Origin of the sequence: Streptomyces hyaluromycini (genome assembly GCF_002217755.1) — a bacterium.
In the GTDB taxonomy this organism is placed as follows: domain Bacteria; phylum Actinomycetota; class Actinomycetes; order Streptomycetales; family Streptomycetaceae; genus Streptomyces; species Streptomyces hyaluromycini.
This window is the reverse complement of sequence record NZ_BCFL01000038.1, coordinates 49,548-71,699: the sequence shown is the minus strand read 5'-3', so window position 1 is coordinate 71,699 and position 22,152 is coordinate 49,548. Positions and strand designations below refer to the sequence as shown.

Sequence of the window (22,152 nt, the reverse complement as noted above, 5' to 3'; positions counted from 1 at the left end):
CTCTCCTGAAAAGACCCTCGTCTCTTGAAAAACCCTCGTTGAAAGGCTTGTCAGTGAGCACCGAAGCGTACGTGTACGACGCGATCCGCACCCCGCGCGGCCGCGGCAAGGCGAACGGCGCCCTGCACGGCACGAAGCCCATCGACCTGGTCGTCGGACTCATCCACGAGATCCGCGACCGCTTCCCGGACCTCGACCCGGCCGCCATCGACGACGTCGTGCTCGGTGTCGTCGGCCCGGTCGGCGACCAGGGCTCCGACATCGCGCGGATCGCCGCGATCGCCGCCGGGCTGCCGGACACGGTCGCCGGTGTGCAGGAGAACCGCTTCTGTGCGTCCGGCCTGGAGGCCGTCAACATGGCCGCCGCCAAGGTCCGTTCCGGCTTCGAGGACCTCGTCCTCGCCGGTGGCGTCGAGTCGATGTCCCGGGTGCCGATGGCCTCGGACGGCGGCGCCTGGTTCAACGACCCGATGACCAACCTGGCCGTCAACTTCGTGCCGCAGGGCATCGGCGCCGACCTGATCGCCACCATCGAGGGCTTCTCCCGGCGGGACGTCGACGAGTACGCGGCGCTCTCCCAGGAGCGGGCGGCGACGGCGGTGAAGGAGGGCCGTTTCGAGCGTTCCGTGGTCCCCGTGAAGGACCGCGCGGGCCTCGTCGTCCTCGACCACGACGAGCACCTGCGGCCCGGCACCACCGCCGACTCGCTCGCCAAGCTGAAGCCCTCCTTCGCCGACATCGGCGAACTGGGCGGCTTCGACGCGGTCGCCCTGCAGAAGTACCACTGGGTCGAGAAGATCGACCACGTCCACCACGCGGGCAACTCCTCCGGCATCGTCGACGGCGCCTCCCTGGTCGCCATCGGCTCCAAGGAGATCGGCGAGCGCTACGGCCTCACCCCGCGCGCGCGGATCGTCTCGGCCGCCGTCTCCGGCTCCGAGCCGACCATCATGCTCACCGGCCCCGCCCCCGCCACCCGCAAGGCCCTCGCCAAGGCCGGCCTCACCATCGACGACATCGACCTGGTCGAGATCAACGAGGCGTTCGCGGCGGTCGTGCTGCGCTTCGTGAAGGACATGGGCCTGTCCCTGGACAAGGTCAACGTCAACGGCGGCGCCATCGCGCTGGGCCACCCCCTGGGCGCCACCGGCGCGATGATCCTCGGCTCGCTCGTCGACGAACTGGAGCGCCAGGACAAGCGCTACGGCCTCGCCACGCTGTGCGTCGGCGGCGGCATGGGCATCGCGACGATCGTCGAGCGCGTCTGAAACCCCGGCGGAACCAAGAGACTTCACGGAGATCCCTCACATGACCGAGAGCACCACCATCCGCTGGGAGCAGGACGACACCGGTGTCGTCACCCTCGTCCTCGATGACCCCAACCAGTCCGCCAACACCATGAACGCGGCCTTCGCCGAGTCCCTGGCCGCGGTCACCGACCGCCTGGAGGCCGAGCAGGACTCGGTCCGGGGGATCATCTTCACCTCCGCCAAGAAGACCTTCTTCGCCGGCGGCGACCTCCGCGACCTCATCCGCGTCACCCCCGAGACCGCCCAGGACCTCTTCGACGGCGGCCTCGGCGTCAAGCGCAACCTGCGCCGCATCGAGACCCTCGGCAAGCCGGTCGTCGCCGCCATCAACGGTGCGGCCCTCGGCGGTGGTTTCGAACTCACCCTCGCCTGCCACCACCGCGTCGCCCTCGACACCCCCGGCACCAAGATCGGCTGCCCCGAGGTCACCCTCGGCCTGCTCCCGGGCGGCGGCGGAGTCGTCCGCACGGTCCGCCTCCTGGGTATCGCCGACGCCCTGCTGAAGGTCCTCCTCCAGGGCACCCAGTACAACGCCACGCGCGCGTTGCAGAACGGGCTCGTCCACGAGGTGGCCGAGTCGCCGGAGGACCTGCTGGCCAAGGCCCGCGCCTTCATCGACGCCAACCCCGAGTCCCGCCAGCCCTGGGACACCCCGGGCTACCGGATCCCCGGCGGCACCCCCGCCAACCCGAAGTTCGCCGCCAACCTGCCGGCCTTCCCGGCGACCCTGCGCAAGCAGACCAACAACGCCCCCTACCCGGCGCCGCGCCGCATCCTCGCCGCCGCCGTCGAGGGCAGCCAGGTCGACTTCGAGACCGCCCAGGTCATCGAGGCCCGCTACTTCGTGGAGCTGGCCGCAGGGCAGACCTCGAAGAACATGATCCAGGCGTTCTTCTTCGACCTCCAGGCCGTCAACTCCGGCGCCAACCGCCCCAAGGGCGTCGAGCCCCGCAAGGTCACCAAGGTCGCTGTCCTCGGCGCGGGCATGATGGGCGCCGGCATCGCCTACTCGTGCGCCCGCGCGGGCATCGACGTCGTCCTCAAGGACGTCTCGGCCGAGGCCGCGCAGAAGGGCAAGGGCTACTCCGAGAAGCTGTGCGCCAAGGCCGTCGCCAAGGGCCGTACCAGCCAGCAGAAGGCCGACGCGCTGCTCGCGCGGATCACGCCCACCGGAGACCCGCAGGACCTGGCCGGCTGCGACGCGGTCATCGAGGCCGTCTTCGAGGACACCTCCCTCAAGCACAAGGTCTTCCAGGAGATCGAGTCCGTCGTCGCCCCCGACGCCCTGCTCTGCTCCAACACCTCCACGCTCCCCATCACCGCCCTCGCCGAGGGCGTGGAGCGCCAGACCGACTTCATCGGGCTGCACTTCTTCTCGCCCGTCGACAAGATGCCGCTCGTCGAGATCATCAAGGGCGAGCGCACCGGCGACGAGGCCCTGGCCCGCGCCTTCGACCTGGTCCGGCAGATCAACAAGACGCCGATCGTCGTCAACGACTCGCGCGGCTTCTTCACCTCCCGGGTGATCGGCCACTTCATCAACGAGGGCGTCGCCATGGTCGGCGAGGGCATCGAGCCCGCGTCGGTCGAGCAGGCGGCGGCCCAGGCCGGCTACCCGGCCAAGGTGCTCTCCCTGATGGACGAGCTGACCCTCACCCTGCCGCAGAAGATCCGCCGCGAGTCCCGGCTGGCCGTCGAGGAGGCCGGCGGCACCTGGACCGCGCACCCCGCCGAGGCGGTCATCGACCGCATGGTCGACGAGTTCGGCCGCCCCGGCCGCAGCGGGGGAGCGGGCTTCTACGACTATGCCGAGGACGGCAAGCGCGCCGCGCTCTGGCCCGGTCTGCGCGAGCACTTCACGAAGCCGGGCCGGCAGATCCCGTTCCGGGACATGCAGGAGCGGATGCTCTTCTCCGAGGCCCTCGACACCGTCCGCCTCCTGGAGGAGGGCGTCCTCACCTCGGTCGCCGACGCCAACATCGGCTCGCTCTTCGGCATCGGCTTCCCCGGCTGGACCGGCGGCGTCCTCCAGTACATCAACGGCTACGACGCCTACGGCGGGGCGGGTGCCGGCCTGCCCGGCTTCGTCGCACGCGCGCGTGAACTCGCCGAGACCTACGGCGAGCGGTTCACGCCGCCCGCGCTGCTGGTGGAGAAGGCGGAGAAGGGGGAGACCTTCACGGACGGCCGCTGAGCCGACGCCGAGCCGAGTGCGCGGAGCGGACCCTTCTCAGGAGCCGTCGAGCCACTGGTGCACCTCCGCACTGAGAGACCGTTGGAAGGCGGTCAGCAGTGCCTGGACCACCAGCGGCTGCATGTGCGCGGACAGGGATTTCACGTCCGCCTCGGTCCGCTCCGCCACCTCGGCCCGGAACAGCAGGGACAGCTCGTGCGCGGCCGCCCGCGCGTGCTCGGTCAGGACCGTGCGCGCGGCCAGGATCGCCTTCTCGGACAGCGGCACGTCGAGGAGCTGCACGGCAAGCCTGAGCAGGCCGGGGTCGATGCGGTAGGCGTCCCCGTCGGGCCGTACGACGTCCATGGCGACGAGCCGTTCGACGTCCTCGTCGTCCAGCGGCCGCCCGGCCCGCCGCCGCAGCTCCCCTGCCGTCACGGTCTCCTCGCTGTCCGGGGCCCAGGAGGCCACCACGGCCCGGTGGATGGCCAGGTCGTGCCGGCTCAGGCCGGGCGGCAGCTGTTGCAGATAGCGCTCGATCGCCGCCAGCGTCATGCCCTGGTGCTGCAACTCCTCGATCAGCGCCAGCCGGGCCAGGTGCTCGCGCCCGTAGCGGCCCACCCGGCGCGGACCGATCACGGGTGGCGGAAGCAGCCCCCTGGTGCCGTAGAAGCGGACCGTGCGGACCGTGGTGCCGGCCCGCGCGGCCAGTTCGTCGATCGTGAGCGCGGGCTCCCCGAAGTCGCCGTCGGCGTCGGTCGTCATGTGCAGCAGTATCGCTGTCACACCGGCACTGTGACACCAGGCGACACGTGGGGCGCGTTCGTCCGGTGTTCACCTGGATCTCATGATCGTGACCTTGTGAGAAGCGCCGCTCTGTGAACTGTGCCATCGCATACGCGCCGGTGCCCGGGGGAAGGTGGCGCCTTGGCCCGTGCCCTCCACCGAGCGCGCCGACCGAGTGCGTCCGGACACCCGAGCGCGACCCGCCCGGGCGCACCAGAGAGTGGAACCACCTGTGAGCAAGGACGCCGTGGACACGGCACAGGCCGCCGTCACCCGGACCGAAGCGGCCCAGGCGCCCGCGGACGCGGGCGACGCCGGCTACAGCAAGGACCTCAAGGCCCGCCACGTCAACATGATCGCCATCGGCGGCGCGATCGGCACCGGCCTCTTCCTCGGCGCCGGCGGCCGCCTCCACAACGCGGGCCCGGCCCTCGCCCTCGCCTACCTGGTCTGCGGAATCTTCGCCTTCTTCGTGGTCCGCGCCCTCGGCGAGCTGGTCCTGTACCGCCCCTCCTCCGGCTCCTTCGTGTCGTACGCGCGCGAGTTCCTCGGCGAGAAGGGCGCCTACGTCGCCGGCTGGATGTACTTCCTGAACTGGTCGACCACCGGCATCGCCGACATCACCGCGATCGCGCTCTACACCCACTACTGGTCCATGTTCACCAGCGTCCCGCAGTGGACGCTGGCGCTGATCGCCCTGGCCGTCGTCCTGGCGGTGAACCTGATCTCGGTGAAGATCTTCGGCGAGATGGAGTTCTGGTTCGCGATCATCAAGGTCGCCACCCTCGTCGGCTTCATGCTGATCGGCATCTTCCTGCTCGCCACCCAGCACAAGGTCGACGGGCGGACCCCGGGCCTGAGCGTCGTCTCCGACCACGGCGGTGTCCTCCCGCACGGCCTGATGCCGGTCGTTCTGGTCATGCAGGGCGTGATCTTCGCCTACGCGGCCCTGGAACTGGTCGGCGTCGCGGCCGGCGAGACCGCCGAGCCGGAGAAGGTCGTCCCGCGCGCGGTGAACTCGATCATGTGGCGCGTCGGACTCTTCTACGTCGGCTCGGTCGTCCTGCTCGCCCTGCTGCTCCCCGGCTCGGTGTACTCGGCCGACGAGAGCCCCTTCGTCACGGTCCTCTCCAAGATCGGCGTCTCGGGCGCCGGTGACGTGATGAACCTGGTGGTCCTCACCGCGGCGATGTCCTCCCTCAACTCCGGCCTCTACTCCACGGGCCGCATCCTGCGCTCCATGGCGGTGGCCGGCTCGGCCCCGAAGTTCACCGCCCGCATGAACCGCAGCCAGGTCCCCTACGGAGGCATCCTGCTGACCTGTGCGGTCTGCGTGCTCGGCGTCGGCCTGAACTACCTCATGCCCAGCCAGGCCTTCGAGATCGTGCTGAACGTCGCCTCCCTCGGCATCATCAGCACCTGGGTGATCATCATGCTCTGCCACCTGGCCTTCGTCCGCCGTGCCAGGGCGGGCCTGCTCGACCGCCCCACGTTCCGCCTCCGCTTCAGCCCGGCGACCGAGATCGCCACGATCGCCTTCCTGCTGGTCTGCCTCGGCATGATGGGGAACGACCCCGAGGTCGGCCGCAAGACCCTCCTCCTCATCCCGGTGATCGCCGCACTGCTGGTGGCCGGCTGGTTCGGCGTCCGCCGCCGGGTCTCCCAGACGGCCGACGAGGAGCTGTCCCAGCTCACGAAGTAGCAGGTCGGCGCCGTTGTCAGTGGCATCGCCTACGGTGGCGTCATGTCGGAGATCACATACATCCGGGGGGACGCCACCACGCCGTCGGGCAAGGGCGTCAAGGTGATCGCCCACGTCTGCAACGACCTGGGGGCTGGGGAAAGGGCTTCGTGCTGGCCCTCTCACGCCGCTGGCCGGAGCCGGAGAAGGCATACCGCGCCTGGCACCGCGACCGCGCGAACAACGACTTCGGCCTGGGCGCGGTCCAACTGGTCCGCGTCGACCGGTACATCTGGGTGGCCAACATGATCGGCCAGCGGGGGACCAGAACCGGCAGCAAGGGTGTACCGGTCCGCTACGAGGCGATCGACACGGCCCTGGCCAGACTCGCCGACGAGGCGACCGAACGCGGCGCGTCCGTCCACATGCCCCGCATCGGCTGCGGCCTGGCGGGCGGCAGGTGGTCCCGCGTCGAGCCGCTGATAAGGGAGCGGCTGGTGGAGCGAGGCATAGCGGTCACGGTGTACGACCACGGGGAAGACGCCTCCGTATAGCGCCCCTTCAGGGGCGCGGGGAACTGCGCGACCAGCCGCCCACGGCCCGCAGCCCCCACCCCACCGCACCCGGCAACCGCTTAGTGCACGTCGTTCGTAGCCTCGATCTGCTTCCAGGACTTCGGCTGCGCAACGGCCGCCACGGCCCCCACGGCCTTGACAGCCGGAGCCACCGGCTTCGTCGGCTCGAACAGGTACGCGTCGAACAACGCCGACAGCGACTTCCCGGACACCTTCTCGGCGTACTCCTCGAAGTCGGCCACCGAAGCGTTCCCGTACGCGTGCTCCTTCGGCCACCCCTTCAGAATGGCGAAGAACGCGTCGTCACCGACCTCGTTCCGCAGCGCCTGGATCGCCAGTGCCCCTCGGTCGTAGACAGCGATGTCGAACTGGTCGTCGGGGCCGGGATCCCCCGGCTTCACCGTCCAGAACGCGTCGTCGGCCGGATGCGACGCGTACACGTAGTCGGCGAGCTCCTGCGCCGTGCCCTCGCCCTCGTGCTCGGACCACAGCCACTGGGCGTAGCGGGCGAAGCCCTCGTTGATCCAGATGTCCTTCCAGCCCTTGAGGGAGACATCGTCGCCGTACCACTGGTGTGCCAGTTCGTGCACGACCACGGAGGTGTTGGCGCCGTTCGCGAACTGCTTCGGGCTGTAGTAGACCCGGGTCTGCGTCTCCAGCGCGTACCCGGTGGTGGTGTTCGGCACGTACCCGCCGGCCGAGCTGAAGGGATACGGCCCGAAGTAGCCGGAGAGCCAGTCGACGAGCTCCCCGGTGCGCTCCACGCTCGCCCGCGCCGCCCCGTCGTTGTCGCCGAGGTCCTTGCTGTAGGCGTTGACGACCGGCACCCCGCCCTCGGAGGTGCTCGTCGTGATGTCGAACTTCCCGACGGCCAGCGTGGTCAGATAGGTCGCCTGCGGCTTGTTCTGCCGCCAGTTGTAGCGGGTCCAGCCGAGCTTCGAACTCGTCGACTGGAGCAGGCCGTTGGAGATGACCTGGGTGCCGTCGGGAACGGCCACCGACACGTCGTAGGTCGCCTTGTCCAGCGGGTGGTCGTTGCTCGGGTACCACCACCACGCGGACTCGGGCTCGTCCGCCGCGACCGCCCCGTCCGGGGTGCGGTGCCATGTGTCGAAGCCGTACGCGCTCTTCGTCGACGGCACCCCGCTGTAGCGGACGACGACGGTGACCTGCGTGCCCTGGGCCAGCGGCGACTTGGGGGTGATGACCAGTTCGTGCTGACCGGACGTGGCGAAGTCGGCCTTCACCCCGTTGACCCGTACCTCGCTGACGTCCAGCAGGAAGTCCAGGTCGAAGCTGGACAGGTCCTGCGTGGTGCGCGCCAGGATCGTCGCCGTACCGGCCAGTTCGTCAGTGGCCGGCTGGTACTGCAACCGCAGGTCGTAGTGGGAGACGTCGTAACCGCCGTTGCCGTAGTACGGGTAGTAGGGGTCGCCGATGCCCGGTGCGCCGGGGCTGTAGCTCGCGGCCGATGCCGGGATCGCCAGCAGCAGGGAGGCCGCCGCGAGGGCGCCCGGCGCGAGGATTCTGCGGTGCACGAGAACTCCAGGTCGGTAGGGGGCCGAGGCACACCCGCCACACCGCGGCGGGCAGCGCCAAGTCGATGGAGCACGAAACTGTTCGGAGCCTATTCAGTCCCTGTGCCCCCTGGCCTGTCCATGGCCCCTGCTGTCACACGATCGCCATTCGGCCGCAATCCGCCCCGCCCGTCCCCCAGATGCCCCCTTCTGTACGGGAGTTGACCGGGGTAGCGTCCGCCGCATGCCGAAACGCACGCGCTTCACGATCTGGAGACCGCTCGCCGTCGCGGCCGTCGCAGCCCTGATCGCCGCCTTCCTCACCCCGGCCGCGGCCCAGGCTTCCGGCGCCCCTCGCGAGAGCCAACCCGTCTACTCGTACGCGAACGCCATCCGCGAGTCCGTCTGGGTGGACACCGGCCTCGACTCCGACGGCGACGGCAAGGCCGACCGGGTCGCCGCCGACATCGTCCGGCCCGCCGAACCCGCCGCGCAGGGCCGCAAGGTGCCGGTCATCATGGACGCCAGCCCCTACTACTCCTGCTGCGGACGCGGCAACGAGAGCCAGCTGAAGACGTACGACGCCAACGGGAACGTCGTCCAGATGCCGCTCTTCTACGACAACTACTTCGTGCCCCGCGGCTACGCCTTCGTCGGCGTCGACCTGGCCGGCACCAACCGCTCCGACGGCTGTGTCGACATCGGCGGCCGCTCCGACATCCAGTCCGCGAAGGCCGTCGTCGACTGGCTGAACGGCCGGGCCAAGGCGTACAGCAGCCGCACCGGCACCACCGCGGTCAAGGCGAGCTGGACCAACGGGAAGACCGGCATGATCGGCAAGAGCTGGGACGGCACCATCGCCAACGGCGTGGCCGCCACCGGCGTCAAGGGACTCAAGACGATCGTCCCGATCAGCGCCATCTCCTCCTGGTACGACTACTACTTCGCCCAGGGCGCCCCGCTCTACGACTCGGGCCCCGACTGGCTGGCCGGCGCCGTCGAGAGCGACGACGCCTACGCCAAGTGCGGTGCCGTCCAGCAGAAGCTGGTCGACGGCGCCCCGCGCAGCGGCGACTGGACCGGCCTGTGGACCGAGCGCGACTACGTCAAGGACGCGTCCAAGGTGAAGGCCAGCGTCTTCCTCGTGCACGGCATGCAGGACCTCAACGTCCGCACCAAGCACTTCGGCCAGTGGTGGGACGCCCTCGCCAAGAACGGCGTCGAGCGCAAGATCTGGCTCTCCCAGACCGGGCACGTCGACCCCTTCGACTACCGGCGCGGCGCCTGGGTCGACACCCTGCACCGCTGGTTCGACCACGAACTCCTCGGCTACGACAACGGCATCGACCGCGAGCCGATGGCCGACATCGAGCGCCACCCCGACCAGTGGGCGACCTCCTCCGTCTGGCCGCCGAGCGGCACGCAGACCACCACCCTGCGCCCCGCCACCGGCACCCAGGCGGGCGTCGGCACCCTCGGCCTGCACAAGGGCTCCGGCACCGAGACGTTCACCGACGACCCGCAGCAGAGCGAGACCGACTGGGCCGCCCAGCTCGCCACCCCCACCGCGGACAAGGCCGGCTTCCTCACCGCGCCGCTCACCCGCGACCTGAGGCTGTCCGGCTCGTCGAAGGTGACCGTCACCGCCACCCCGACCACCTCGACGGCCCACCTGACCGCCGTCCTGGTCGACCTCGGCCCGGACACCATCCGGGACTACGCCGACGCCGCCGAGGGCATCACCACCCTCACCGACCGCACCTGCTGGGGCGAGAGCACGGCCGGTGACAGCGCCTGCTTCCTGAAGACCGCGGCCAGCACCAAGGCCGTCGACTACACCGTCTTCAGCCGTGGCTGGGCCGACCTCGGCACCTACGCCGACCCCGGCAAGGGCGTCCCGCTCACCCCGGGCAAGGCCTACACGATCACGCTCGACCTGGCGGCCACCGACCACGTCGTACCCAAGGGCCACCGCCTCGCGCTGATCGTCGCGGGCACGGACAAGGACCTCATCGATCCGCCGTCCACCACCCCGACGCTCACCGTGGACCTGTCCCGTACGACGGCCAGGGTCCCGCTGGTCGGCGGTGCGGCCGCGTTCACCCGCGCCACCTCCGCCCGGTGGACCGCTCCCGAGAAGACCGCCCTGCACGGCGTCCGCGCCCCGCGCACCGTCCAGCGCGTCCCCGCGAGCTGACCGCTCAGGCGGCCGGGCCGGTGTCCACCAGCCCGGCCGCCTCCCGCGCACAGCCCCAGGCGACCGTGACGCCGGCCCCGCCGTGCCCGTAGTTGTGGACCAGCACCCGCCCGTCCGGCCGCAGTTCGTGCTCCAGCCGGACCGCCGCCCGGTACGGCCGCAGCCCCACCCGGTGCGCCAGCACCCGCGCCCCGGCGATCTCCGGCCGGACCGCCGCACACCGCGCCACGATCCCGGCCGCGACCTCCGGATCCGGCTCCAGCGACCAGGCGTCCTCCTCCGCCGTACCCCCGAGCAGCAGCCCGCCGGGCTGCGGGAAGAAGTACGCGGACGCGCCGCCCGCCACCTCGTCGGACGTGTACCAGGTGGTGATCCCGGGGTTCTCCACCACGACCAGCTGCCCGCGCACCGGACGCACCGCCGGATCCGGGACGAGCGAACGGGCCCCGAGCCCGGTGCAGTTGACCACGACCGGCGCGGGCACCTCGTCCAGCGCCTCCACCACCCGCTCCTCGACCGTCCCGCCCGCCCGCTCCAACCGCTTCCGCAGCCACGCCAGATGGACCGGCATGTCGATCAACGGCAGCCGGGCCGCAAGACCTTCGGCGGTCTCGGCCAGTCCCGGCACCTGAGCCGCCCACGCACCCAGCCCGTCCAGCCGCAGGCCGTCGTGTACGCCCTCGACCAGGCGTACGCCCGTCTCCTCCGGCCGCGCCGCCAGCTCCCTGTACACGACAAGGGAGGCGAGCGCCCATTCCCCGACCAGCGCCTCCGGCTCGATCCGGTACGGCCACCACAGCGCGCCGGCGACCGCCGAGGTCGTACGCCCGCCGGTCTCCCGGGCCCACACCCGCACCCGCCGCCCGCCCTCGGCCAGCACCACCGCCGTGGTCAGTCCGACGACCCCGCCGCCGACCACGATCACTTCGTCACTCAGCTCAGACCGCACACCGTGACGTTAGCGGAATATGTCATGCCGCGCTCAGATCGTCCCGCTCTGGGGATACTCACAGCATGTCTGCCGCATACGCGACCTTCGGCCTGGCCCCGGCGATGCGTGCCGGCGCTGTCCTCGCCGACGGCGGGTACCAGCTCCACCGGGACTTCGTGGACTTCGTCGTCGACGGTCACCCGCTGCTGTTCCAGCTCTCCGACCTGGACGCCGTCTCCCCGCTCGCCTCCGACGTGCCGCCCGCGATCTTCACCGCGCAGGTCCGCAGCCTCCTACTGGAGTCCGAGGCCCCGCTGCCCGACGGCCGCTACGTCGTCTACGGCTGCCCCGAGTGCGAGGACCTGGCCTGCGGCGCGGTCACCGCGGTCATCGAGCACGACGGCGACGACTACATCTGGCGGGACTTCGCCTGGCAGACCGGCGAACACGCCGACCTGGAGCTCAACGGCTACCACGGCATCGGCCCGTTCCGCTTCCACGGCCCCGAGTACCGCGAGGCCCTCGGTGCCCTCCTCGAAGACTCCGGCCCGCCGCCCGGCCGCCGGGTGCTGCTGATCGGCCCCCGTGTCGCCCTCCTCGCCAAGCTGGCCGCAGCGCTGCGCACCATCGGCATCGGCGCCGACATCACCCGCGACGCCGACGGCGTCCCCGCCGAGGAACTCCGCGGCTACGCAGCCGTCGCCTTCGGCCCCGCGGCCGGCGAGGCGGAGCGGACCGCCGTACGCCAGGCGTTCGAGCGGGCCGGCGTGGCGGTGGCCTACGTGGACGGACTCGCCCCGATCGTCCCGCTCCTCGTCGCCCAGATCGAACACGCCCTCGACCGCAGCCCGCTCCCGCAGCGCCGGCTGGCCCGGCTGGTCGCCTCCGACGGCACCGCCGGCATCGAGGTCACCTCGCCCTGCCGGGTACGGCTCACGGCCTACCGCCTGGACTGGCTCTCCCGCCCCCACGTCCACGAACTCTTCGACGGCGTCCTGGAACCCGGCAGCCACCGCATCCCCCTGGACGGCAGGACGGCCAAGGGCGGGTCCTTCCTGGTGGCCCGCACCGCCGGGAGCGTCCTGGTGCAGGCGACGGCGCGCTGACCGCCCTGCCCCGCGGACATTAGGATCGGCGTTCTGATGACTGCCACCCTCGTCGCCAAGAACCTCGCCGCCGGGCACGGCGACCGCTCGCTCTTCTCCGGGCTCGACCTCGTCGTCGCGCCCGGTGACGTGATCGGGCTGGTCGGTGCCAACGGCGCGGGCAAGTCCACCCTGCTCCGGCTGCTCGCCGGGCTCACCGCTCCCGAACAGGGCGAACTGCGGCTCTCCCCGCCGACCGCGACCGTCGGCCACCTGCCCCAGGAGCCGGAGCGGCGGCCGGGCGAGACCGTCCGCGACTTCCTCGCCCGGCGCACCGGGGTCGCCGAGGCCCAGCGCGTGATGGACGAGGCGACCCAGGCCCTCGTCGACGGGTCACCGGGCGCCGACGACGCCTACGCCACCGCCCTGGAACGCTGGCTCGACCTCGGCGGCGCCGACCTGGAGGAGCGGGCCGAGGAGGTCGCCGACTCCCTCGGCCTGGCCGTCGACCTCGACCAGCCGATGACCTCCCTCTCCGGCGGCCAGGCCGCCCGCGCCGGCCTCGCCTCCCTGCTCCTCTCCCGCTACGACGTCTTCCTCCTCGACGAGCCCACCAACGACCTCGACCTGGACGGCCTGGAACGCCTCGAACGCTTCGTGACCGGCCTGCGCGCCGGCACGGTCGTCGTCAGCCACGACCGCGAGTTCCTCACCCGCACGGTCACCAAGGTCCTCGAACTCGACCTGGTCCAGAACCAGATCAACCTCTACGGCGGCGGCTACGACGCCTACCTGGAGGAACGCGAGACGGCCCGCCGGCACGCCCGCGAGGACTACGACGAGTACGCCGACAAGAAGTCCGCCCTCCAAGACCGCGCGCAGATGCAGCGCGGCTGGATGGACAAGGGCGTCAAGAACGCCCGGCGCAAGGCGTCCAACGACAACGACAAGATCGGCCGCAAGTTCCGCAGCGAGGCCAGCGAGAAGCAGGCCGCCAAGGCCCGCCAGACCCAGCGCATGATCGAACGCCTGGACGTCGTCGAGGAGCCCCGCAAGGAGTGGGACCTGCGCATGGAGATCGCGGCCGCCCCGCGCTCCGGCGCCGTCGTCGCCACCCTGCGGGACGCGGAGGTACGGCGCGGGGACTTCACCTTCGGCCCGGTGTCCCTCCAGATCGACTGGGCGGACCGGGTCGCGGTGACCGGGGCGAACGGCGCGGGCAAGTCGACGCTGCTCGCCGCGCTGCTGGGCCGGGTGGAGCTGGACGCCGGGCACGCGGCCCTGGGCTCGGGCGTGCTGGTCGGCGAGGTCGACCAGGCCCGCAAGCTCTTCCACGGCACCGAGTCCCTGCTGGACGCCTTCTGCGCGGCCGTACCGGACACCGAACCGGTCGAAGTCCGTACCCTGCTCGCCAAGTTCGGCCTCAAACAGGACCATGTGCTGCGCTCCGCGGCCACGTTGTCACCGGGCGAGCGCACCCGCGCCGCCCTGGCCCTGCTCCAGGGCCGCGGCGTCAACCTCCTCGTCCTGGACGAACCGACGAACCACCTGGACCTGCCGGCGATCGAGCAGCTGGAAACGGCGCTCGACTCCTACGAGGGCACCCTCCTCCTGGTCACCCACGACCGCCGCATGCTGGACGCGGTCCGAGTCAGCCGCCGCCTGGAAGTTGCAGCAGGCAAGGTCACGGAACGCTAGAAGCTCCCCAACTGCAGGCGCCCCTTCAGGGGCGCGGGGAACTGCGCGACCAGCCCCCACGCACCCGCAGCCGCCGAACTACCCGACCCGACACCCCCTACGGCGCTGTCGGCCCCGCACCGTACGCTGCGATCATCATCGGACACAGGGCAGGGAGGGACCATGGGTACACCGAAGCGACCGGCCCTACGGATCGTGAACGAACAGGACGTCCTCGCGCAATTGCGCGGCACCCAGGACCGCATCGCGGACGCGATCACCGCCTTCGCCGGAACCATGACGTTCGTGTATCTGCACGCCCTGTGGTTCGCGGTCTGGATCGTGTGCAACGAGGGCGTGTTCGGCGAAGGCGCGATCTGGGACCCGTTCCCCTTCGGGCTGCTCACGATGATCGTCAGCCTGGAGGCGATCTTCCTGTCCACGTTCGTGATGGTGAGCCAGAACCGGCAGGCCGCCCGCGAGAACGTCCGCGCCGACCTGGACTTCGAGACCAACGTGCGCTCGGAGGTGTGGTCCATCCACATGGGCCGTGCCCTCGGCGTCGACCCCGTGGAGGTAGAGAAGCGCGTCCAGGAACTGCTCGCGGAGAACCGCGCCCGGATGAACGGCACCGTCCAGCCTCCGAAGGAGACATGATCCGTCGGCCTACTGCGTCTGACCACAGTCATTCGACGGAGGCGCGGAACTCCGGCCGCATGGAACCATGGGCCGACGTCCGGGGGAGCCGGACCTGTGCCCGAAGGAGCGCGCGCATGGGCCGTCCTCGCAACCCCGCCGGGGGCGGGACATGACCGACCGGCACGGCATGCTGCTGTCCTCCGACATCGTGGGCGCGGCCGGGAGCGGCGGGGCGGCGCCCACCGTCGACGCCCCGCCGCCCCAGGACGTGCGCCGCGCGGCCGACCTGCTGCGGCTGCTGGTCTCCCTGGCCGTCCTCGCCCTGACGGTCCTGGTGGCGGTCGCCACCCGGGACTTCGCCCGCAGGGCGCAGCAGGGCCTGCTCAGCGCGGCCACCGCGCTGCCGCCTGACCTGCGCGACGCACTGCTCGGCACGGTGCAGGCGGTCGCCATGCTCGCACCGCTCGCCGCCCTGGCCGTCCTCGTCGTACGGCGCCGGTTCGACGCGGTGTCGAGGGTGCTGCCCGCCGCGGCCCTGGGCGCGGCCGTCGGCTGGACGCTCACCCGGCTCGCGCTGGCCGAGAGCAGACCCGAACTGTGGCCGGAGGTGCTCGTCGGCCGTGGCGGACTGGTGCACGCGGGCTGGCCGTCGGCGGTGTACCTGGCGGCCTGCGCCTCCGCGGTCGTCGCCGCGGGCCCCTGGCTGGCCCGGCCGTGGCGGCGGACGCTGTGGGCCCTGACCGTCGGGTGCGCCGCGCTCGGCGCGCTGGCCGCCTCGCTGGTCCCGCTGGACGCGTTCGGGGCCCTGGTCGTCGGCGGCGTCGCCGGATCGGCCGTCCTGCTCATGGCAGGCGGCCCGCCCGACCGTCCGCCGGCCCAGGCCGTGGCCGACGCCCTGGTCGCCTGCGGGATCCCCCTTGCCACCCTCCGCGAACTCCCGGCGGACCGCCAGCTCCTCGGCGAGGGCGTCCTCTACGGCGCCCAGACCGCCGAGGGCGCGCAGCTGACCGTACGCGCCCTCGCCGCCGAGGACCGGGGCCGCGACCTGTTCCACCGGCTCGCCCGGCGCGTCCTGCTGCGCCACCCGGCCGACCCCGGCGAGCAGACGCCGCTCGGGGCCGCCGAGCACGAACTGCTCATGCTGGTCTTCGCCGCCCGCACCGGCGCCCGGGTCGCCGACCCCGTCATCGCCTACCCCGTGGCCGGGGGCGGTGCGGTGGTGGTGACGGTCGGGACGGACGCCCGTCCGCTGTCCGCGCTCCCCGACGAGGAGCTGACCGACACCCTGCTCGGCGAGGCCTGGGCGGCCGTGGCCCGCATCCAGGAACACCGCCTCGCGCACCGGGCGTTGCGCCCCGAGCACATCCTCGTCGCACCGGACGGCGGCCCCAGGCTCACCGCGTTCGCCCGGGCCCAGCTCAACGCGCCGCCCGAGACGCTGGGCAGTGACCTCGCCGAACTGCTCGCCACCACCGCCGTACGCGTCGGACCGGCCCGCGCCACCGCCTGCGCCCTGGCCGGCCTCGGCCCCGAACGGCTCGCGACCGCCCTGCCGTACCTGCAACCGCTCGCCCTGCTCGGCCCCGCCCGCCGCGAGGTGGCCCGCTACGACCAGGCCCGCGCCCGGGAGGCCACGGCCGGCACCCGGCGCCGCACGCTGCGCCCCGGCGGCCGGCCGAACCTGATGCACGACCTCGCCGCGGAGGTGCGCGGCGCATGCGAGGTCCCGGCCGCCAAACCGGCCCCGCTCGCCCGGTTCACCTGGAAGAGCGTCCTGGGCCTGGCCGGCGCGTTCCTGGTGCTCCACCTCGTGCTGCCACAGCTCGCCAACGCCCCGGCCGCCCTCCATGCGCTGCGCGACGCCAACTGGTGGTGGCTGCTCGCGGTCGTGCCCGTCACCTTCGTCTCGCAGGGGTTCTCGACCTGTCTGCAACTGGGCAGCATCCCCGGGCGGCTGCCGTTCCGGGCCACCTACCAGGTGCAGTTCGCCAGCTCCTTCCTGAACCGGATCACCCCGGGCAACGTCGGCGGTATGGCGCTCAACCTGCGCTATCTCCAGAAGACGGGGATCGAGACCGGCGCGGCGACGGCCTCCGTCGGGCTCCAGAGCCTGGCCGGCGCGGTCTCCAACGTGGTGGTCGCCACCGTGTTCTTCGCCGCGGCCGGACAGCGTCACGGCGGGGTGCATCTGGACCTGCCCGTCGGCAAGTACACCCTGCCCGCGATCGTCCTCGTGCTGGCCGCCGGAGGGCTGCTCGGCCTGACCCCGCCCGGCCGGCGCCTCCTGCGCGAGAAGGTGTGGCCGTTCCTGCGCGCGGCGGGCACGACGCTCACCGGGATCGCCGCCGACCCCGCCAAGCTGGCCCTCGGCGTGGTCGGCATGTTCGGCCTGCCCGTCATCCAGATCGTCGGGCTCGCCCTCAGCCTCCACGCGCTCGGCGGCGACCTCCCGTTCGTCCAGCTCGGTGCCGCCTACATGGCGGCCCGCCTGCTCGCCAACGCGGCCCCGGTCCCCGGCGGTCTCGGCGCGCTCGAAGCGGGCCTCATCGCGGGCCTGACCGCCCTCGGCGTGCCGGCCGGCCCGGCGACCTCGGCGGTCCTGGTCTACCGGCTGCTCACGTTCTGGCTCAACGTCCCGCTGGGGGCGGCCGCGCTCGGTTTCGTACAGCGCCGCGGATACGTCTGACAGGCACGGTCCGGCGCCGGGTTGCGGCTGGGTCAGGCGGTGGAGCCGAATGCGGTGACGTCGAGCTTGTCGTCACAGGGGGAGAGGTTGGGACCGGGCACCAGGGGCAGCGGCCGGGAGCCGCCGGGCAGACGGATGTCCACGCCGTAGGGGGCGCCCACCCCCATGCACAAGTCGTTCGAGTGCAGCACGAACGACGTGGTGTGACCCGGGGCGAGCAGGACGACAGGCGGGGCGGCCGCTCCGGACCTGCTGACCTTGAACGGGCGGGTGCCCGAGGTGCTCACCGGCCCGCCCTTGCAGCCCGGGGGGTCGGCTGTCGTACAGACGTAGATGGTGGCGTCACCGAAGAAGGTGAGACCGGGCCAACCACTCAGCCGGCACGTCGAGTGCGAGCGATTGCGCAACACGATCTCCGCGGCGAACCCCTGGCCGCCGCCCACCTGAGGACTGGTCCGCCCCTCCGAGGCTGCGAGGTCGTGCGTCGTGCAGGTGGGGGCGCTGGGTGCCGTGGTGGTGCGGGACCGGGTGTTCGAGGGAGCGGCCGTCGAGCTGGAAGCAGGTGCCTCGGCGGCTGCGGTGGCCTTGGCGTGGCGCCGAGCGGGAGAGACCGGCGTCGTGGCCGCGCCAGGCCGCGCCGTCGTCCGGGAACTGACCTGCGTATCGGGAACGGAATAGTGAACTCCCGAATCACAGGCCGCTGTTGCGGCCATCAGTAGCCCGGTCAACAGCAACTGCCTCCCACCTCGTGTGCGCATGAGGCGAACGCTATGCACGATCATGGGGCACGCACAGATACGGCGGCGAGCTGACATGCCCCTTTCGCCTCAAGTTCACCGACGGTCACCCGGCCCGCGGATCTCCGGCGAAATGCGCCCCTTAAGGGGCGCGAGGAACTGCGCGACCAGCCACAACGGACCCGCAGTTCCCCGACCACCCCCGCAAGGCACCCTCAGCGCTTGCCGTCCTTCCCGCCCAGCAACCCGGCCCGGCGCAGCGCATCGGCCATCGCACTGTTCGCCGGCGGCGTCGCCGACGCCTGACGAGCACCGCCGCCCTGACGCTGCTGCTGTTGCCGCTGCTGCGGCGGACGCCCGCCCCGCTGGCGCCGTTCGCCGCCGTCGCCCTGTCGGCCCGCCTGCTGCGGAGCGGCCTCGTCGTCCAGCCGCAGCGTCAGCGAGATCCGCTTGCGCGGGATGTCCACGTCGAGGACCTTCACCTTGACGATGTCACCCGGCTTCACCACGTCCCGCGGGTCCTTGACGAACGTCTTGGACATCGCGGAGACATGGACCAGGCCGTCCTGGTGCACACCGATGTCGACGAACGCGCCGAACGCCGCCACGTTCGTGACGACTCCCTCCAGGACCATTCCCGAGGACAGGTCGGCGATCTTCTCGACGCCCTCCTTGAACGTGGCCGTCTTGAAGGCCGGACGCGGGTCGCGCCCCGGCTTCTCCAGCTCCTTGAGGATGTCGGTGACGGTCGGCAGACCGAACGTCTCGTCCACGAAGTCCGTCGGCCGCAGCGAGCGCAGCGCACCCGTGTTGCCGATGAGTGCGGCCACCTCCTGACCCGACGTCTTCACCATGCGCCGTACGACGGGATACGCCTCCGGGTGGACGCTCGACGCGTCCAGTGGGTCGTCGCCGCCGCGGATGCGCAGGAAGCCCGCGCACTGCTCGTACGCCTTCGGGCCGAGCCGGGCCACCTTCTTCAGCTGGCCGCGGGAGGTGAACGGGCCGTTGGTGTCGCGGTGGGCGACGATGTTCTCGGCGAGCCCGGAGGTGATGCCCGAGACGCGGGCGAGGAGCGGGGCCGACGCCGTGTTGACGTCCACGCCCACGCCGTTCACACAGTCCTCGACCACCGCGTCCAGCGAGCGGGACAGCTTCATCTCGGACAGGTCGTGCTGGTACTGGCCGACGCCGATGGACTTGGGGTCGATCTTCACCAGCTCGGCCAGGGGGTCCTGGAGCCGGCGGGCGATCGACACGGCGCCGCGCAGCGACACGTCCATGTCGGGCAGCTCCTGCGAGGCGAACGCGGAGGCCGAGTACACGGACGCGCCGGCCTCGGACACCATCACCTTGGTGACCGTCAGCTCCGGGTGCCTGGTGATGAGCTCACCGGCGAGCTTGTCGGTCTCGCGGGACGCCGTGCCGTTGCCGATCGCGATCAGCTCGACCGCGTGCTCCTTGGCGAGCCGGGCCAGCTTGGCGATCGCCTCGTCCCACTTGTTGGCCGGGACGTGCGGGTAGATGACGTCGGTGGCGACCACCTTGCCGGTGGCGTCGACGACGGCCACCTTCACGCCGGTCCGGAAACCGGGGTCCAGGCCCAGCGTCGCGCGGGTGCCGGCCGGGGCGGCGAGCAGCAGGTCGCGCAGGTTCGCCGCGAAGACGTCGACCGCCTCGTCCTCGGCGGCCGTACGCAGGCGCAGCCGCAGGTCGATGCCGAGGTGGACGAGGAGGCGGGTGCGCCAGGCCCAGCGGACCGTGTCCGACAGCCACTTGTCGGCCGGGCGGCCGCGGTCGGCGATCCCGAACTTGTGGGCGACGATCCCCTCGAACGAGGACGGGCCCTCCGTCGGCTCCTCCGGCTCCAGGACGAGGTCGAGGACCTCCTCCTTCTCGCCGCGCAGCATCGCCAGGATGCGGTGCGAGGGCAGCTCGGTGAACGGCTCGGCGAACTCGAAGTAGTCGGCGAACTTCGCGCCCGCCTCCTCCTTGCCGTCCCGCACCTTCGCGGCGAGCCGGCCGCGCACCCACATGCGCTCACGCAGCTCACCGACGAGGTCGGCGTCCTCCGAGAACCGCTCGGTGAGGATCGCGCGGGCACCCTCCAGGGCGGCCTGCGGATCGGCGACACCCTTGTCGGCATCGACGAAGGCGGCGGCGGCCGCCAGCGGCTCCACGCCCGGGTCCCCGAGCAGCCCCTCGGCCAGCGGCTCCAGGCCGGCCTCCCGCGCGATCTGCGCCTTGGTCCGCCGCTTCGGCTTGTACGGCAGGTAGATGTCCTCCAGCCGCGCCTTGGTCTCGGCGCCCCGGATCTGCGCCGCCAGCTCGTCGGTGAGCTTGCCCTGCTCCCGCACCGACTCCAGGATCGCCGCCCGCCGCTCTTCCAGCTCCCGCAGATAGCGCAGCCGCTCCTCGAGCGTGCGCAGCTGCGCGTCGTCGAGCATCTCGGTCGCTTCCTTGCGGTAGCGGGCGATGAAGGGCACCGTCGAACCGCCGTCGAGCAGCTCCACGGCAGCCTTGACCTGCCGCTCCCGTACGCCGAGCTCCTCGGCGATCCTGCCTTCGATGGACCCTGGAACCAGGGACCCGGGTGTCGTCACGATCCCGTACCGCCTTCTCCACTGAGGTTGCGCCGCAATTGTGGCAGGTGACACCGACAACCGGGCCCCAGGGCGCCTTTCCGCGACACGGACTCTCCGTGAATCCGTCGCCCACCCGGGGAACCGATCACACACCCGAGCGAATCCGCCGCCCACCAGACCAAAGGATCACCGACTGTCGCCCCCCGCGATCGCCCGCTCCTTCCGGTCCGCCCGCCCTCCTCGATCGCCCACCCCTTGGAGCGCCTGCTCCCTTTGATCCGCCGCAACGGCGCTCAGCCCCGACGGCGTCGTCCGGCGGTGCCGAACCGGCCCCCGACACCGACACCCGGCCCCCTCACCCCTTGCCGACAAGATCCGCCGGAAAAGCCCCCGCGGCCACCGCCGCCCTCGCGAATCCCGCCGCGAGCTCCGTCAGCCGGGCCACCCCTTCGGCCCCCAGATGCTCGTACGGCGCCCGGTCCAGCCGGTCCGTCTCCGCCTCGATCTCCGCCCGCAGCTCCACCCCTGCCCCGGTCAGTTCACCCGTCGCGTCGAGCAGCCCGCGCTCCCGCAGCCGTGCCACCGCCGCGTCCCAGTCGTCCTGGCTCCAGCCGCGCGTGGCGAACACCCACTTCGGAGTCATGCCCTTGCCGGTCGCCGTGTGCGTGACCACCGCCTCCAGCCCGTCCAGACCGGCCGCCAGCAGCGCCGCGAGGTGCCCGTCGCCGCGGTGCTCGCGCAGCAGCGTGCTCGCGTACCAGTAGGCGAGGTGGGGCTCCTGAGGCACCGGCAGGTCCGCGTGCGCGGCGTACAGCGGGCGGCCGGAGCGCGAGCAGGCCTCGGTGGCGCGCAGCGCGAGCCTCGCGGCCTCGGCCATTCCGTCGGAGACCACCGCGTCCGCGCCGAGCAGCCGCCGCATGGACGCGTCGACGGCACGCGCGCGTGCGGCGAGGACGTCCTTCGGGGAGGCGATCTCCCAGACGGCCGGCACATGCCGGGCCACCAGCTCGTGCTTGTAGTTGTAGAACGTCGCCGTCACCGTGCCGGCCCCGACCGCGCCCAGCGCGGCCGCCCGCACCGCGAAGTTGACGGCCCGCGGGTGGGTGACCCCGAGCGCGGCCAGTTCCTCGGCCAGCTCGGGGCTGAAGAAGTGGGTCGCGTGCAGGGAGTTGAGCAGGGTGTGGCAGCGGCGGCCGGCGCGCGGCTCCAGGGCGGCGGTTGTCATGGGCGGCACGCTACTGACTGGTTGGTACGGACTCCAGTGTCCGGCCCGATACCTGCCCGTTCCGCCGTCCGGCATGGCAGGAAAGGTGGGCTGTTCGTCATTGCGGCCATCACCGGACCGGCCAACAATCGATGACATGGCGCAGCGAACCGTTCTCGTCGTCCTCTTCGACGGTGTCCAGAGCCTCGACGTCACCGGCCCGGTGGAGGTCTTCGCGGGAGCCGAGACCCATACCCCGGGCAGCTACCGCATCCGTACCGCCTCCCTGGACGGCGCTCCCGTACGCCGTCGCCCAGGCCGTACAGCTCGGGATCGAGTACGGACCCGCAGTCGCCCTACGACGCGGCT

At 71.8% G+C, this 22,152-nt stretch carries 14 protein-coding genes and 2 pseudogenes; 10 read left to right on the top strand and 6 right to left on the bottom strand.

Going from position 1 to position 22,152, the window contains the following annotated elements; translation table 11 throughout:
- Nucleotides 1-53 precede the first annotated feature (53 nt).
- Nucleotides 54-1,268 (top strand): acetyl-CoA C-acetyltransferase, encoded by a 1,215-nt coding sequence (locus tag SSP29_RS47685; RefSeq protein ID WP_089107270.1) that lies wholly within the window; start codon nucleotides 54-56, stop codon nucleotides 1,266-1,268.
- Nucleotides 1,269-1,308: 40 nt separating this feature from the next.
- Nucleotides 1,309-3,504, top strand: coding sequence for a 3-hydroxyacyl-CoA dehydrogenase NAD-binding domain-containing protein (locus tag SSP29_RS47680; RefSeq protein ID WP_089107269.1), 2,196 nt, complete (start codon nucleotides 1,309-1,311; stop codon nucleotides 3,502-3,504).
- 36 nt (nucleotides 3,505-3,540) lie between these two features.
- On the opposite strand, the gene SSP29_RS47675 is transcribed toward SSP29_RS47680, so the two are convergent.
- A complete protein-coding gene (locus SSP29_RS47675; RefSeq protein ID WP_089107268.1) occupies nucleotides 3,541-4,248 on the bottom strand; it encodes a MerR family transcriptional regulator in 708 nt (235 codons plus the stop codon).
- 253 nt (nucleotides 4,249-4,501) lie between these two features.
- Between SSP29_RS47675 and SSP29_RS47670 the strand changes: the two genes are divergently transcribed.
- Nucleotides 4,502-5,971, top strand: coding sequence for an amino acid permease (locus SSP29_RS47670; protein ID WP_089107267.1), 1,470 nt, complete (start codon nucleotides 4,502-4,504; stop codon nucleotides 5,969-5,971).
- 42 nt (nucleotides 5,972-6,013) lie between these two features.
- Nucleotides 6,014-6,504 (top strand): annotated as a pseudogene (locus SSP29_RS47665) (macro domain-containing protein).
- A gap of 80 nt (nucleotides 6,505-6,584) precedes the next feature.
- Here SSP29_RS47665 and SSP29_RS47660 read toward each other — a convergent pair.
- Entirely contained in the window at nucleotides 6,585-8,063 is a 1,479-nt protein-coding gene (locus tag SSP29_RS47660; protein ID WP_089107266.1) for a M1 family metallopeptidase, read from the bottom strand.
- A 223-nt stretch (nucleotides 8,064-8,286) separates the two neighbouring features.
- Between SSP29_RS47660 and SSP29_RS47655 the strand changes: the two genes are divergently transcribed.
- Nucleotides 8,287-10,239: a Xaa-Pro dipeptidyl-peptidase gene (locus SSP29_RS47655; protein ID WP_089107265.1), complete on the top strand. Its 1,953-nt coding sequence runs from the start codon at nucleotides 8,287-8,289 to the stop codon at nucleotides 10,237-10,239.
- Between the two features lie 4 nt (nucleotides 10,240-10,243).
- Here SSP29_RS47655 and SSP29_RS47650 read toward each other — a convergent pair whose 3' ends face one another.
- Nucleotides 10,244-11,188 (bottom strand): FAD-dependent oxidoreductase, encoded by a 945-nt coding sequence (locus SSP29_RS47650; RefSeq protein WP_150136346.1) that lies wholly within the window; start codon nucleotides 11,186-11,188, stop codon nucleotides 10,244-10,246.
- Between the two features lie 65 nt (nucleotides 11,189-11,253).
- Between SSP29_RS47650 and SSP29_RS47645 the strand changes: the two genes are divergently transcribed.
- From SSP29_RS47645 to SSP29_RS47630, 4 genes are all read left to right on the top strand, one after another.
- Complete coding sequence (locus SSP29_RS47645) at nucleotides 11,254-12,276, top strand: oxidoreductase (RefSeq protein WP_089107263.1); 1,023 nt, start codon at nucleotides 11,254-11,256, stop codon at nucleotides 12,274-12,276.
- 36 nt (nucleotides 12,277-12,312) lie between these two features.
- Entirely contained in the window at nucleotides 12,313-13,953 is a 1,641-nt protein-coding gene (locus tag SSP29_RS47640) for an ABC-F family ATP-binding cassette domain-containing protein (protein WP_089107262.1), read from the top strand.
- Nucleotides 13,954-14,115: 162 nt separating this feature from the next.
- Nucleotides 14,116-14,589, top strand: a complete 474-nt coding sequence (locus tag SSP29_RS47635; RefSeq protein WP_089107261.1) for a DUF1003 domain-containing protein — start codon at nucleotides 14,116-14,118, stop codon at nucleotides 14,587-14,589.
- A 151-nt stretch (nucleotides 14,590-14,740) separates the two neighbouring features.
- Nucleotides 14,741-17,257: a lysylphosphatidylglycerol synthase transmembrane domain-containing protein gene (locus tag SSP29_RS47630; RefSeq protein WP_107436455.1), complete on the top strand. Its 2,517-nt coding sequence runs from the start codon at nucleotides 14,741-14,743 to the stop codon at nucleotides 17,255-17,257.
- 32 nt (nucleotides 17,258-17,289) lie between these two features.
- Here the strand turns inward: SSP29_RS47630 and SSP29_RS47625 are convergent, their stop codons facing one another.
- The 3 genes from SSP29_RS47625 to SSP29_RS47615 form a co-directional block, all read right to left on the bottom strand.
- Nucleotides 17,290-17,970, bottom strand: coding sequence for a DUF4232 domain-containing protein (locus SSP29_RS47625; protein ID WP_107436452.1), 681 nt, complete (start codon nucleotides 17,968-17,970; stop codon nucleotides 17,290-17,292).
- A 239-nt stretch (nucleotides 17,971-18,209) separates the two neighbouring features.
- A complete protein-coding gene (locus SSP29_RS47620; protein WP_089107258.1) occupies nucleotides 18,210-20,597 on the bottom strand; it encodes a Tex family protein in 2,388 nt (795 codons plus the stop codon).
- Nucleotides 20,598-20,934: 337 nt separating this feature from the next.
- Nucleotides 20,935-21,804 carry an SCO6745 family protein gene (locus SSP29_RS47615; RefSeq protein ID WP_089107257.1) on the bottom strand — a complete coding sequence of 290 codons (870 nt, stop codon included), beginning with the start codon at nucleotides 21,802-21,804 and terminating at the stop codon, nucleotides 20,935-20,937.
- Between the two features lie 136 nt (nucleotides 21,805-21,940).
- Here SSP29_RS47615 and SSP29_RS60710 point away from each other — a divergent pair.
- Nucleotides 21,941-22,103 (top strand): annotated as a pseudogene (locus tag SSP29_RS60710) (GlxA family transcriptional regulator); the annotation flags it as partial.
- Nucleotides 22,104-22,152: the final 49 nt, after the last annotated feature.